Origin of the sequence: Bacillus cabrialesii, from assembly GCF_004124315.2 — a bacterium.
GTDB classification, from domain to species: domain Bacteria; phylum Bacillota; class Bacilli; order Bacillales; family Bacillaceae; genus Bacillus; species Bacillus cabrialesii.
Map to the genome: position 1 here is coordinate 2,738,065 of NZ_CP096889.1, position 12,202 is coordinate 2,750,266.

Sequence of the window (12,202 nt, forward strand, 5' to 3'; positions counted from 1 at the left end):
CTTTATTGTATATGATTACAGGTAGTTTGAGAAGGCAGGGGGTAAAAATGGCGAAACAGACGTTTTTAAAGGGCACTCTTATCCTTATCGCAGCAGGAATGGTTACTAGAATGCTCGGGTTTGTCAACCGGGTGGTTATCGCCCGGTTTATCGGTGAAGAAGGAGTCGGGCTTTACATGATGGCGGCACCCACCTTCTTCTTGGCCACTACATTAACTCAATTCGGTCTGCCGGTCGCGATCAGTAAGCTTGTGGCTGAAGCCAGCGCGCGCGGAGATCATCAAAAAACGAAAAATATTTTAGTTATGTCTCTGACCATCACTGGAGTGCTCAGCCTGATCTTTACTCCGCTGTTTCTGTTTTTCGCCCCGGTTATGGCTGAAACAATGCTGACAGATAAAAGAACCTTGTATCCGCTCCTGGCCATTACGCCGGTTGTGCCGATTATCGCCATATCGAGTGTGCTGAGGGGATATTTTCAAGGAAAACAGAATATGAACCCGCTTGCTGTGTCTCAAGTACTTGAACAGGTGATCCGCATTTCACTCGTCGCTGTCTGTACAACGATTTTTCTCCCTTACGGAATTGAATATGCCGCAGCAGGTGCAATGCTATCCTCAGTCGCAGGGGAACTGGCATCACTTCTTTATTTATTCATCTGCTTTAAATACAAAAAGACAATTAAGATCAGAAAGCATTTTTTCCAGTCCATTAAAAACGGAAAACAAACCTTTACCCAATTAATGAGCGTGTCCCTTCCAACAACCGGAAGCCGCTTTATCGGCAACCTCTCTTGGTTTTTCGAGCCGATTGTCGTCGCCCAAAGCCTTGCCATCGCAGGTGTGGCGACAGTTGCCGCAACAAAGCAATATGGGGAGCTGACCGGGTTTGCCATGACCCTGCTGACTCTGCCCAGCTTTATTACATATTCTTTGTCTACCGCGCTAGTTCCTGCGATCAGTGAAGGAATGGAGCAGAAAAAACTGCAGGTGGTGGAATACCGTTTGGAACAGGCTATGCGTCTTTGCCTGCTCAGCGGAGGCATCTCAGTTGTCATATTATTTGTATTTGCCGATGAGCTGATGAGAGTGATGTACGGTTCCTCAGGCGCAGCTGTATTTATAAAAGTGATGGCCCCGTTTTTTCTGCTTTATTATTTCCAAGGCCCTCTTCAAGCTGTGCTGCAGGCGCTTAATTTAGCAGGAGCGGCGATGATGAACAGCTTAATCGGAGCGCTTGTCAAAACAGGCCTTATTTTCGTCCTTGCCACTAGGCCGTCTCTCGGCATTATGGGCGCGGCATTAGCCATTGTGACAGGCATGGTGCTCGTGACGCTTTTGCACGCGGCAACTGTAAGCAAGGTGCTGCCGATCAGCATCAAAATCAAGGAGTACGCACTCAGTTTCGCTGTTATTGTGATTTCTGGATTCATCAGTTCCGCCATCAAACAATATGTAAGCTTTGGATCGTCCGAGGCTGTGAATGTCGCCGGATGGATTGCGATGAGTGCTTTCATCTATATCATTCTCCTGCTCGTTTTCCGTTTAATTAAAAAAGATGAGCTTCGGCGCATTCCTATTATCGGACGTCTGATCGTTCGATAAAGGTCACGTTCGGTGCCCATCTTTTTCATCAATAAATAACTCTCCGTCAGTAAACGAGCAAAAGGAAATGCCTGAAGGATTGGAATATCCGTGTTTTCGTAGCTTTTCATACAGCCACTGTTTGTCTTTGCCGATTCTGGACAGGTTTTCGGTTTGAATGGAGCCGTCTATAATAAGCGGCATTTCGAGCTGCCGATGCTCTCCGCTGTTTTCTTTCTTTACAACAGTCAATTTGCCTGACGGCTCTAAAATGGCAAATGATACGTCAGCTACTCTGTCGATATTATTTTCTCTGAGCTGAACCATTAAATCATCAAAATTATAACGCTGTGATTTCATGGCGTGTTCGTCAATTTTTCCATATTTAATAATAATAGTCGGCTTACCGTCCAGAAGCTGGCGGACTTTTCGGTTTTTTAAAGATAAATATGCGAATGTCACTTGGATAATCATTAATACGAGCATTGGCAAAATGGTGTGAAATAGATGATCCTCTACGTTTTCTATGGCCAAAACGGCAATTTCAGCCATCATGATAAAGACAACGAGGTCTAAAATGCTAAGCTCCCCGATCTCCCGTTTGCCCATAAAACGAAAAATGACCAGTATGACAAAATACAATACAATTGTGCGAAACGCAATAGTGAGAAGCTCTTCCATCATGCACCTCCAACTCATCATAGGATGCAACAAAACGAACAATTTATGTAAGAAAAACCGTTTGTATTTCATAAAGCTTTTACGTCTAATTCATGGGATAAGGGAATACATTTTTACAAAGACGAGCCATCAGCATGTCTGACGGCTTTGTTCAAAAAGAACAAAAGCCTTTCACTACAGGCAGAGAGGAGACATTCATGGAGGAAACGAAACAAGTTGGAAAAGGCATTCTATACGGCTTAATCGCCATTTTCTCAGCCATGCTCCTAACGAGTTTAGCTGTTTCACTGTTACTGACGGCCACCTCGCTTGAAGAGTCATCATTTAACTGGCTGATCACCGCCATCTCATTTCTTTCTTTATTTATCGGCGGGTTTATTTCAGGCGGAAAAGGGAAGGAAAGAGGCTGGATGATCGGGGCATTGACCGCCTTAAGCTTTTCTCTGATTATCTTATTGTTTCAGTATTTAGGATTCGGAAAGACCTTTACAGCGGAGCAGCTGCTCTTCCATCTTGGATTTTTAGGGGTGTGCATGCTTGGCGGGATTTTCGGCGTGAACACGAGAGGAAACAGGTCTTCCACATAAAAAAGAGCGGGTTTGCCCGCTCTTTTTCGCTTGCTATGTACAGCCTCTGCTGTTATTCAGCAGCAGAAACTTCCCTGATCGCGCGGCGGTCGAATGTAAGACGTGTGTTATCACCAGTCTTAATGACGACTTTGCTTTCGTCGATAGAGTCAACAGTGCCGTGCAATCCCCCGATTGTCACTACTGAATCGCCTTTTTTCAGTTCCTCCTGCATTTGGCGTACAGCCTTTTGCTGCTTTTGCTGAGGTCGAATCAGCAAGAAGTAAAGGACCGCAAACATTAAAATAATAGGAACCAATGTACCTAAAGTGCCAGTCATGATTTTCACCCCTTTCTGTAAGCCTGTTTTTATTTATTTAGAAGCTTTTCGCATTTGGCTTGTTGTAGCCGTAACGCTCAAAGAACTCTTCTCTGAAATCACCCAGACGATCCTCGCGAATAGCCTGTCTTACCTGCTCCATTAAGTGTAACAGAAAATGAAGGTTATGGTAAGTTGTTAATCGAAGGCCAAATGTTTCATTGCAGCGGATCAAGTGTCTGATATACGCGCGGGTGTAGTTTTTGCATGTATAGCAATCACACTCTTCATCAATCGGACGGAAATCTCTTTCGAATTTCGCATTTTTCATATTGAGACGGCCTTCAGCAGTAAACACTGTGCCGTTTCTCGCAATCCGGGTAGGCAGCACACAGTCAAACATGTCGACCCCGCGGATCGCTCCGTCGATCAGCGCGTCCGGAGAACCGACTCCCATCAGATATCTTGGTTTATCCTTCGGCAAAAGCGGTGTTGTAAACTCTAGCACACGGTTCATGACATCCTTCGGTTCACCGACAGATAATCCGCCTATAGCATATCCCGGAAAATCAAGGGAAATCAAGTCCTTCGCGCTTTGCGTGCGCAAATCTTCATATTCTCCGCCTTGCACAATGCCAAACAGCCCTTGCTCATCCTGGCGGCTGTGGGCATTCAGGCAGCGTTCCGCCCAGCGGCTTGTCCGTTCAACTGACCGCTTCATGTAATCGTACTCTGCCGGATACGGCGGGCATTCGTCAAACGCCATCATAATATCAGAGCCGAGTGCGTTTTGGATCTCCATCGCTTTTTCCGGCGATAAAAAGAGCTTGTCTCCATTTAGGTGATTGCGGAAATGGACACCCTCTTCCTCTATATTACGAAACTTGCTTAAAGAAAAGACCTGAAAACCGCCTGAATCTGTTAAAATTGCGCGGTCCCAGTTCATAAACTTATGAAGCCCGCCCGCTTCTTTGACAATATCGTGACCCGGACGCAGCCATAGATGATAGGTATTGCTTAAAATGATGCCAGCATCCATTGCTTTCAGCTCTTCAGGCGCCATTGTTTTGACTGTCGCCAGTGTGCCGACCGGCATAAAAACCGGCGTTTCAAAGGAGCCGTGAGGCGTATGCACTTTGCCCAGCCGCGCTCCTGTTTGTTTGCATTCTTTTATAAATTCATAGCGTATTGGTTGTTCAGCCACTTTTAATGAGGCCTCCTGTTCTCAGATTAGATAATCAGCATCGCGTCTCCGAAGCTGAAGAAACGGTACTCCTCTTCCACCGCATGATTATAGGCACGCAGAATGTTTTCTCTTCCAGCAAGCGCGCTGACCAGCATAATCAATGACGATTTCGGCAAATGGAAGTTTGTAATCATTCCGTCAATGGCTTTAAATTCATAGCCCGGATAAATAAAAATAGATGTCCAGCCGCTTGATGCTTTAAATTGCCCGTCATGTTCCCCGGCAATCGTTTCAAGCGTGCGTGTCGAGGTCGTGCCGACAGAAATGATCCTGCCGCCATTTTCTCTAACTTTGTTTAAAGCCACGGCTGTTTCTTCCGACATTTGATAAAACTCTGCATGCATATTATGCTCTTCCACTTCATCGGCACTCACAGGGCGAAATGTTCCAAGGCCCACATGCAGTGTGATGAACTCAATTTGCACGCCTTTATCTTTCAGCTGCTGTAAGATTTCTTCCGTGAAGTGAAGGCCTGCTGTAGGCGCAGCGGCAGAGCCGATTTCTTTTGAATACACGGTCTGGTAGCGCTCTTTGTCATCAAGCTGTTCTTTGATATATGGCGGAAGCGGCATCTCTCCAAGGGATTCCAGCACCTCGTAGAAAATACCGTCATATTGAAATTCCATTTTTCTGCCGCCGTGCTCAAGCTCTTCCGTGCAAACTGCCTTCAATCTTCCGTCTCCAAATGTGACAACGGTTCCTTTTTTTACCCGTTTCGCCGGTTTGGCAAGCGTTTCCCATTTATCGCCGGTTTCTTGTTTCAGCAAAAGAAGCTCCACTTTCGCACCGGTATCCTCTTTTGTCCCGAATAACCGTGCAGGCAGCACACGGGTATTGTTCAGCACAAGACAATCTCCTTCGTTAAAAAAGCTGATAATGTGTTTAAACGAGCTGTCAGTCAGCTCTCCTGTATGTTTATCAAGCACCATCAGTCTTGAAGCATCTCGCTGCTCCAACGGTACTTGTGCAATTAAACGTTCCGGTAGTTCAAAATCAAATAAATCGACTTTCATGATAACTTCACCTTTATTCTAGTCTTTTGTTATTTCATTCTGCCGAAAAGATTAAGCAAAATTGATAATACCACACTTATGATAATACAAGTGACAACCGGGAAAAAAAACGTGACATTTCCTTTTTTCACAAAAATATCTCCCGGCAGCTTGCCGACAAAATGCAAAACTGCTCCGATGATAAGCAAAACAGCACCAAGAATCATAATGATCTTAGGGAATTCAGTCATATCGGGGAGCCTCCATTTGGAAATGATGATAAACGGCCGGTGTCACAATCCTTCCCCGCGGCGTTCTTTGGATAAATCCGATTTGCAAAAGATAGGGTTCGTACACGTCTTCAATCGTATGCGGTTCTTCGCCGATCGTGGCAGAAATGGTATCAAGACCAACCGGGCCGCCGTTAAATTTTTCGATCATGCCCATCAACAGCTTGTGATCAATATGATCTAAACCGAGACGGTCAACCTGAAGCCGCTCCAGCGCGTCCTGAGAAATCTCTTCCGTAATCCGGCTGTCACCCAGCACCTGGGCGAAATCACGAACCCTTCTCAGCAGGCGGTTCGCTACGCGAGGCGTCCCTCTCGATCTCCTCGCGATTTCGAGAGCAGACGGCTCATCAATCTCAACCTCGAATACATCAGCTGTTCTAGTGACAATATCCGCCAGTTCTTCTTGCGTATAGTACTCAAGGCGAGACATGACGCCGAATCTGTCTCTTAAAGGAGCCGTCAATAGCCCTACCCTCGTCGTAGCTCCCACCAGCGTAAACGGCGGCAGGTCAAGCCGCACTGAACGGGCAGAAGGGCCTTTGCCGATCACAATATCCAGGCAAAAGTCTTCCATCGCAGGATAAAGCACCTCTTCAATCGATCTGTGCAGCCTATGTATTTCATCAATAAATAATACATCTCCCGGTTCAAGCGCCGTTAATATAGCAGCCAAATCACCAGGCCTTTCAATCGCAGGCCCTGATGTCGTCCGCAATTCCACTCCCATTTCATTGGCAACGATGGAAGCAAGGGTCGTTTTCCCGAGTCCGGGTGGCCCGTACAGAAGAACATGATCCAGCGTCTCCTGTCTCATTTTTGCCGCATCTATAAACACGCGCAAATTTTCTTTCACCTTATGCTGCCCGATATACTGCGCAAGATTTTGCGGCCTCAGGCTTTGCTCTATCACTGATTCATGGTTGTCTGCTTCACTAGAGACGAGCCGTTCATCCATGAACATCACCTTACTTCAATAGTTTTTGTAATGCTTTTTTCACATACTGGTCTGTTGTCAGCCCAATTTCTTCTTTTAAGTGAGGAAGCACCTTTTTGATTTCTTTTTCAGCGTATCCGAGAACCCTGAGGGCCTCAAGCGCTTCTTCGAGTGCCGTTTCCGCTGTTTGCTTTTCAAGCCTTTCTTCATGATTAAACAGATTTTCAATCATTTCAGGCACAACATCAGCAAGCTTTCCTTTTAGATCAAGAATAATCTGGCGAGCGGTTTTCTTTCCTACACCAGGAAACTTGACCAAAAAGGCTTCATCCTCATTTTCAATCGCTTGGATAACCGCTCCCGGATCCCCTGAGCCCAAAATGGCGAGTGCGCCTTTTGGACCGATTCCGGTCACGTTTAACAGCTTTGTAAAGAGCGCCTTCTCCTCTCTTGTTGAAAAACCGTAGAGCGAAAAAGCATCCTCTCTGATATGATGGTACGTAAAAATCGTTTCTTGGCTTCTCTCCTTATATATAAACGGATTCGGCGTGAAAATCTGATAGCCGATGCCGCCGTTCTCTATCACAATATATTGGGGAGATACATAATCAATCGTCCCTTTAACAAATTCGATCACGCAAATTCACCTCTTTGACTGTTCTTCATTGTACCATAAAAACAGCCAAAGTCTTATAGAAAAGTTAACATACGTTCGCTTCTCTCTCATTCTTCCACGAAAAAAAAGACATGAATACATGTCTTCAACCAGCGGACGTTACCCGCTGTATGTCTTCATATGTTCTATGACATCTTCAAACTCCGCTTTTGTCCGAAACGGAATGCCTTTCAGGAGATTTTTTTGCATATGGCTTTCCAGCCTTTCTAAATCAATTTGGAAAAAAGACTGAATCGGTTCGGAAGCTGATTCAGGCCGACCATGAAAAGTGGAAATCACCCCATTATCCGAGACACCGATATACCCGTTCACCTTACTGAGCGGAGAAATATCGTCCATTTGCTTCCGGAAGAGCACATATCCCTTTTTTTGTTCGACAAGCGTCCAGCCGGCATAAGCTGTCCAAAAATCATCCATAGAAATCACTTTTTCATCCTTATGCTCAATGCTGACATCGCCGTCCAAATACACTTTTTCAAGCTGCACATGCACCTGCAGCGGTTCATAGTGCTCCACTTCCGCCCCAAGTGCTCGGGGCGGAGCACCTATTAGACATGCTGCGGCTGAGCAAAGAATGCCCAGCAAAAGATACGCCGTGCTGAATCGTTTCACCCTCTACACCTCTTTGCACACGTTTATGACTAGTTTGACCAAAGAGGCTACTGCTTAACCGTTTTCTCGAAATTTGTTTGCACATTTTCCCTGACAAACCGTTCCTCCGTATACACGTCGGAGCTTTGCTCTGAAATCGTCAAAAATTGTGTCAGAAAAGCACTCAAAAAATACAATGACGCAAAAATCCAAATCACACCGCCTGCACCGAGCGGCCCAATGAAAAGACTGACGATGCCCGGCGCGATAAACGCACATAAACCAGATCCCAGATTTAATACTGACATGGCAGCGCCTTTATTATCAGGGGCAAGTGTCGGCAAAAGCGCGCTTAATGGCACGTAACCGGCCAATGCCGCGCCGTAGCAGCAGGCGATAATCATCAGCACCCAATACTGATGCCCGATCAATTGAGGCGTATAATAAAGCGCCAGCGTAAAAATGCCGCACCCTACACCGCCAAACCACATCACGGTATTGCGCCAGCCAAGTTTATCTCCGACTGCGCCGAAAATGATATTAAACACGATATTAACAAAAAAGAGCGTCCCCCATATTTGCAGCCATTCTGAAACAGAATATCCGTAACGAGCTAAATAAGTCGGGAGAAAGATGGCAAACCCGAATTGCCCTATGGCATTTATCGTCTTGACCACTCCGCCGATGCCGACTTTAGGGTTTTCAAACATAATTGTAAATGCCTTGGACAGCTCTTTCCATTTCGGCTGATCTTGTTTTTGTACCGGTGTAAATTTATCTTTGTTAAAAAATAGAGCGAGGAATCCACCTGCCGCCACAAATAGCAAAGCGCTCCAAAGCGTAGTGATTTCTCCAAAGGCCTGAACCGCATAGCTGGAATAAAACGGACCGAGTACGTTAAGGCCGCACGTAAACATAAACCAAAACCAGCCGACTGCTTTTCCGAGAATGTGATGAGAGGTGCTGTATGACACCCACACGAGAAACGAGTATGCAAACAGCGGATATCCCAAGCCTCTAAGTGCATAGCTGCCCAAGAGAGCCGGATAATACATATGAGGAATCGCCCAGCCGATAAAAGCGGCCGAACCGAGGATAAATGCAAGTAAGCCCACAGTCATCGTTTTTCTCGGCCCCCAAGTTTGGACAAATGTGCCCGAAAGCCAAGCCGAGATGGTGACAGCAATGCCGTATACGGTAAATAATGATGCGGATTGCTGCATGCTGAGACCGTGATCAACGAGAAAAGGAGACAGCCAGCCTTGTTCAAGTCCGTCTCCAACCATAAAGATGACAACGCCAATGTAACCCCAAACCATGTGAGAAGGAATTCCGATTTTGTTCAAAACATTTCCTTTAGCATGTGCTGTATTCATTTTCTCCACCGCCTACTTTTTTTCTAAAGTATCAACGGAGGTTCTATACCCAAGCTTGCTGAATTGTAATCCTGTTTGATTAAAAAGCGATTTTTTCAGTGTGCTCAATACTGACAGGCATGCCAAAAGCAAGCGACTGCTGTGCCGCTCTGGCGATCCGTTCCGCCTGAAAACCGTCATTGCCCGTGCAGGCAGTTTCCCGGTTTGTGTCGATCGCTTCCGCAAACCGAAGGATCTCCTCCTCATACGCATCCTTATAGCGTTCAAGGAAAAAGAAATGCGGTTTATCTTTCAGAACAAAATCAGCGGTTGACACTTCGACTGTCGTCGGCCTGCTGTTGTCCGCCGCTGCCGAGCCTTTCGTCCCGAAGACCTCGACCCGCTGGTCATATCCGTACACAGCTTGGCGGCTGTTGTCAATGACAGCCATGGCACCGTTTTCAAAAGTCAATGTAATGACAGCCGTATCAATATCTCCCAGCTCCGCAAATGAAGGATTCACCAAAGCCGTCCCTTTTGCATACACTTCCGTCACTTCGCTTCCCATAATATATCTGGCCATGTCAAAATCATGGATCGACATATCCATAAACAAGCCGCCTGAAGTACGGACATAATCTATATTCGGGGGTTCTGGGTCCCGTGACGTGATTTTTAATAAATGAGGCGTACCGATTTCACCTTTTTCAACAATCGTTTTGATTTTCTTAAAATGAGGATCAAAACGGCGGTTAAATCCGACTTGAAGCGCAATCCCGTGTTTCCGGACGGCCGCAAGCGCATCTTTTGTTTCTTCCAGAGAGAAACTGACGGGCTTCTCACAAAAAATATGCTTTTTCGCCTCGGCTGCTTCTCGGATCATTTGCGCATGTACGGCTGTAGGTGTGCAAATAAAAACAGCGTCAATATCCGGATCATGTAATAAATCACGATAATCAGAGGTTATGTATTCAACCTGATGACTGTCGGCCCAGCTTTTTATACGGCTTGCCTGAATATCAGAGACCGCTTTTATTTTCAGGTGAGGAATCCGGCGTATATTTTGAACATGAAGTTTGCCGATGCGCCCAGCACCGATAATCCCTGTCACAATCTGTTTTGTCATGGCTTGTTCCTCCTTGAACATTTACGAAAGCGCTTTATTTAAAATTAATACTATCCCATTTGTAAGCGCTTTTCAAGAATGGAAATGATCGTTCTATGTCTCTTTTATCACAATTAATGCTTATAGGTAGCCTTCTTCTTCAAGACCAGATACACTAGAATTAGGCTCTTTTTCCTGAACAGTTTATGATTTTCCTATAAACAACTGCATAAAATAGAGCAAAGAAGGTGAATGAAATGCTGACAAAAGCAGAGGAACTGGCCCATTCAGTCATATACCGCAAGAACAGCAGATTTGATAAAGTCAAAGAAAAATCCGAGGAATTAACACTAATCGGCAAAGGAAGGAGCGCCTATGTGTTCGCCCTTACAGAAGGTGATCGAAAAATGGCGCTGAAAGTATTTTTTCCAGAGTATCAAGCGACAGCCATCAAAGAAGCAGCGATCTATGAAAAATTAGCCGGGTCCGCATTCTACCCTGACATTTATGAAACTGGTGATTCATTTATTCTCATGGAATATATTAAAGGTGAAACCTTTTATAATTGTCTGAAGAAAGGCATTGCGATCAATGATGATATGATTCAGCAGGTTGAAGAAGCACTTTCTGACGCCCGTGCGGCCGGCCTGAACCCGTCGGACATTCATTTGCGGAATCTGATTCTGACAGAAACCGGAGCAGTGCGGGTGATTGATGTTGCGAGATTTGAACAGACAAAAACGTGCACGCAGTGGAATGATTTAAAAACAGCGTATCATGCACTCTACAAAAAACCGATATTCCCCAAAAAGATTCCGGGTTTTTGGCTGGAGATTATCGCATTTTTATATAAAAAAGACTGGTTCCAAAAACATTTCGCTCAGCGGAAAAGAAAATATTCTTAAATCGAAAAGGCAGCCGCTTGAAGCGGCTGCCTTCTTCCATGTATTTTTACTTTCTGACTGTAGAAATCAGTTTCATTTGTTCAGGCGACAGCTTGATTCGATAGCCTCTCACAGTTAAGTAGACCGCTTCAGAGCCCTTTTCGCTGGAATGACAATATATTTTCTCCATTCCTGTCTCCCCTTTGCCCTTTATTTGTTTTCTTTCATCATATCATCGCTTTATTGAGGGAATTTTAAGGAAATGTAAAGATAGTATGAACCCGATATATATATGAGAGAAAAAAAGGGAGAGAGTCACATCAATACACGCAGCAAAATCCCGCTTATGATGTTGGCGCTTCTGATATTCTTCGGAGGCGCCGTCTATTGGATGTTATTTTCACTAAAAAACGTCCCGAAAGGCAATCTCGTCCAATCGGTTGAATCGCCGGATGGAAACTATACGTTAAACACTTATGTATCCCGGAATACCTTGAGTTCAGATGCGGCCAGAGGCGAACTTGTGAACGAAAAAACACTTGTCAAGAAAACAATCTACTGGAACTATCCGGACAGCAGCCCGACCGTTAAATGGATCAATCACAATACAGTGAAAATCGGCAATCAGACTTTACATCTTGATACTGATGAAACGTATGATTGGAGAAAGGATGATCATTGGATCCGTGAAGAACCGCCGCAGGCGTCAGTGAGGTGATGAAGCACGAATGAGTTGGACGGGACAAATGAAATACGTTTCCAACAATTGCTGATTGATTTTCCTCTTATATACAGATTGACAGACCTTGGTTATCTGTTGCTATAGAATTTTATTACAATTGCCATCAGTTTGCCCCTGTAGAAAAACGCTGCGTAATCAATACGCGGTGTTTTTTCTTTTTTCCCTTCCTCTTCTTATTGATAATTACCGGTCATATAATGTGACAAATCAATTGTAGAAATAGTTCGATTAGCCC

15 protein-coding genes are annotated in these 12,202 nt (G+C 45.1%); 4 read left to right on the forward strand and 11 right to left on the reverse strand.

Annotated elements, in window-relative coordinates:
* Window positions 1-47 precede the first annotated feature (47 nt).
* Entirely contained in the window at window positions 48-1,604 is a 1,557-nt protein-coding gene (gene spoVB / locus EFK13_RS14045; RefSeq protein ID WP_129508046.1) for a stage V sporulation protein B, read from the forward strand.
* 3 nt (window positions 1,605-1,607) lie between these two features.
* On the opposite strand, the gene EFK13_RS14050 is transcribed toward spoVB, so the two are convergent.
* A complete protein-coding gene (locus EFK13_RS14050) occupies window positions 1,608-2,264 on the reverse strand; it encodes a DUF421 domain-containing protein (protein ID WP_129508069.1) in 657 nt (218 codons plus the stop codon).
* A 197-nt stretch (window positions 2,265-2,461) separates the two neighbouring features.
* On the opposite strand from EFK13_RS14050, the gene EFK13_RS14055 reads away from it, so the two are divergent.
* Window positions 2,462-2,851 carry a TIGR04086 family membrane protein gene (locus EFK13_RS14055; RefSeq protein WP_167470881.1) on the forward strand — a complete coding sequence of 130 codons (390 nt, stop codon included), beginning with the start codon at window positions 2,462-2,464 and terminating at the stop codon, window positions 2,849-2,851.
* Window positions 2,852-2,903: 52 nt separating this feature from the next.
* Here the strand turns inward: EFK13_RS14055 and yajC are convergent, their stop codons facing one another.
* The 9 genes from yajC to iolG all read right to left on the reverse strand — a co-directional run bounded on the left by yajC (window position 2,904) and on the right by iolG (window position 10,362).
* Window positions 2,904-3,170, reverse strand: coding sequence for a preprotein translocase subunit YajC (gene yajC, locus EFK13_RS14060; protein ID WP_004398708.1), 267 nt, complete (start codon window positions 3,168-3,170; stop codon window positions 2,904-2,906).
* A 37-nt stretch (window positions 3,171-3,207) separates the two neighbouring features.
* Window positions 3,208-4,353: a tRNA guanosine(34) transglycosylase Tgt gene (tgt, locus tag EFK13_RS14065; protein ID WP_129508044.1), complete on the reverse strand. Its 1,146-nt coding sequence runs from the start codon at window positions 4,351-4,353 to the stop codon at window positions 3,208-3,210.
* Between the two features lie 26 nt (window positions 4,354-4,379).
* Window positions 4,380-5,408 carry a tRNA preQ1(34) S-adenosylmethionine ribosyltransferase-isomerase QueA gene (queA, locus tag EFK13_RS14070; RefSeq protein WP_129508043.1) on the reverse strand — a complete coding sequence of 343 codons (1,029 nt, stop codon included), beginning with the start codon at window positions 5,406-5,408 and terminating at the stop codon, window positions 4,380-4,382.
* Window positions 5,409-5,437: 29 nt separating this feature from the next.
* Window positions 5,438-5,638, reverse strand: a complete 201-nt coding sequence (locus EFK13_RS14075; RefSeq protein WP_129508042.1) for a DUF2905 domain-containing protein — start codon at window positions 5,636-5,638, stop codon at window positions 5,438-5,440.
* Window positions 5,631-6,635 carry a Holliday junction branch migration DNA helicase RuvB gene (gene ruvB, locus EFK13_RS14080; protein ID WP_064814389.1) on the reverse strand — a complete coding sequence of 335 codons (1,005 nt, stop codon included), beginning with the start codon at window positions 6,633-6,635 and terminating at the stop codon, window positions 5,631-5,633. Before ruvB ends, EFK13_RS14075 begins: the two co-directional genes overlap by 8 nt.
* Window positions 6,636-6,645: 10 nt before the next feature.
* Window positions 6,646-7,251, reverse strand: coding sequence for a Holliday junction branch migration protein RuvA (gene ruvA, locus EFK13_RS14085; protein WP_003229717.1), 606 nt, complete (start codon window positions 7,249-7,251; stop codon window positions 6,646-6,648).
* A gap of 138 nt (window positions 7,252-7,389) precedes the next feature.
* The gene (gene bofC / locus EFK13_RS14090; RefSeq protein ID WP_129508041.1) at window positions 7,390-7,902 is read right to left on the reverse strand and encodes a sporulation cell-cell signaling protein BofC; all 513 of its coding nucleotides are present in this window, start codon (window positions 7,900-7,902) and stop codon (window positions 7,390-7,392) included.
* Window positions 7,903-7,949: 47 nt separating this feature from the next.
* Complete coding sequence (locus tag EFK13_RS14095) at window positions 7,950-9,257, reverse strand: MFS transporter (protein WP_129508040.1); 1,308 nt, start codon at window positions 9,255-9,257, stop codon at window positions 7,950-7,952.
* A 79-nt stretch (window positions 9,258-9,336) separates the two neighbouring features.
* Complete coding sequence (gene iolG / locus EFK13_RS14100; RefSeq protein ID WP_129508039.1) at window positions 9,337-10,362, reverse strand: inositol 2-dehydrogenase; 1,026 nt, start codon at window positions 10,360-10,362, stop codon at window positions 9,337-9,339.
* A 236-nt stretch (window positions 10,363-10,598) separates the two neighbouring features.
* On the opposite strand from iolG, the gene EFK13_RS14105 reads away from it, so the two are divergent.
* Window positions 10,599-11,246, forward strand: a complete 648-nt coding sequence (locus EFK13_RS14105; protein WP_129508038.1) for a phosphotransferase — start codon at window positions 10,599-10,601, stop codon at window positions 11,244-11,246.
* A gap of 46 nt (window positions 11,247-11,292) precedes the next feature.
* Here the strand turns inward: EFK13_RS14105 and EFK13_RS14110 are convergent, their stop codons facing one another.
* Window positions 11,293-11,415: a hypothetical protein gene (locus EFK13_RS14110; protein ID WP_129508037.1), complete on the reverse strand. Its 123-nt coding sequence runs from the start codon at window positions 11,413-11,415 to the stop codon at window positions 11,293-11,295.
* A 201-nt stretch (window positions 11,416-11,616) separates the two neighbouring features.
* Between EFK13_RS14110 and EFK13_RS14115 the strand changes: the two genes are divergently transcribed.
* Window positions 11,617-11,943: a DUF5412 family protein gene (locus EFK13_RS14115; RefSeq protein WP_240034952.1), complete on the forward strand. Its 327-nt coding sequence runs from the start codon at window positions 11,617-11,619 to the stop codon at window positions 11,941-11,943.
* Window positions 11,944-12,202 lie beyond the last annotated feature (259 nt).

What these genes read in the sequence shown, in the direction of transcription:
- yajC (WP_004398708.1), bottom strand. Translation starts at nt 3,170, where the DNA reads ATGACTGGCACTTTAGGTACATTGGTTCCTATTATTTTAATGTTTGCG.
- EFK13_RS14050 (WP_129508069.1), bottom strand. Translation starts at nt 2,264, where the DNA reads ATGGAAGAGCTTCTCACTATTGCGTTTCGCACAATTGTATTGTATTTT.
- EFK13_RS14105 (WP_129508038.1), top strand. Translation starts at nt 10,599, where the DNA reads ATGCTGACAAAAGCAGAGGAACTGGCCCATTCAGTCATATACCGCAAG.
- spoVB (WP_129508046.1), top strand. Translation starts at nt 48, where the DNA reads ATGGCGAAACAGACGTTTTTAAAGGGCACTCTTATCCTTATCGCAGCA.
- EFK13_RS14055 (WP_167470881.1), top strand. Translation starts at nt 2,462, where the DNA reads ATGGAGGAAACGAAACAAGTTGGAAAAGGCATTCTATACGGCTTAATC.
- iolG (WP_129508039.1), bottom strand. Translation starts at nt 10,362, where the DNA reads ATGACAAAACAGATTGTGACAGGGATTATCGGTGCTGGGCGCATCGGC.
- EFK13_RS14110 (WP_129508037.1), bottom strand. Translation starts at nt 11,415, where the DNA reads ATGGAGAAAATATATTGTCATTCCAGCGAAAAGGGCTCTGAAGCGGTC.
- EFK13_RS14075 (WP_129508042.1), bottom strand. Translation starts at nt 5,638, where the DNA reads ATGACTGAATTCCCTAAGATCATTATGATTCTTGGTGCTGTTTTGCTT.
- ruvB (WP_064814389.1), bottom strand. Translation starts at nt 6,635, where the DNA reads ATGGATGAACGGCTCGTCTCTAGTGAAGCAGACAACCATGAATCAGTG.
- EFK13_RS14095 (WP_129508040.1), bottom strand. Translation starts at nt 9,257, where the DNA reads ATGAATACAGCACATGCTAAAGGAAATGTTTTGAACAAAATCGGAATT.
- EFK13_RS14115 (WP_240034952.1), top strand. Translation starts at nt 11,617, where the DNA reads ATGTTATTTTCACTAAAAAACGTCCCGAAAGGCAATCTCGTCCAATCG.
- queA (WP_129508043.1), bottom strand. Translation starts at nt 5,408, where the DNA reads ATGAAAGTCGATTTATTTGATTTTGAACTACCGGAACGTTTAATTGCA.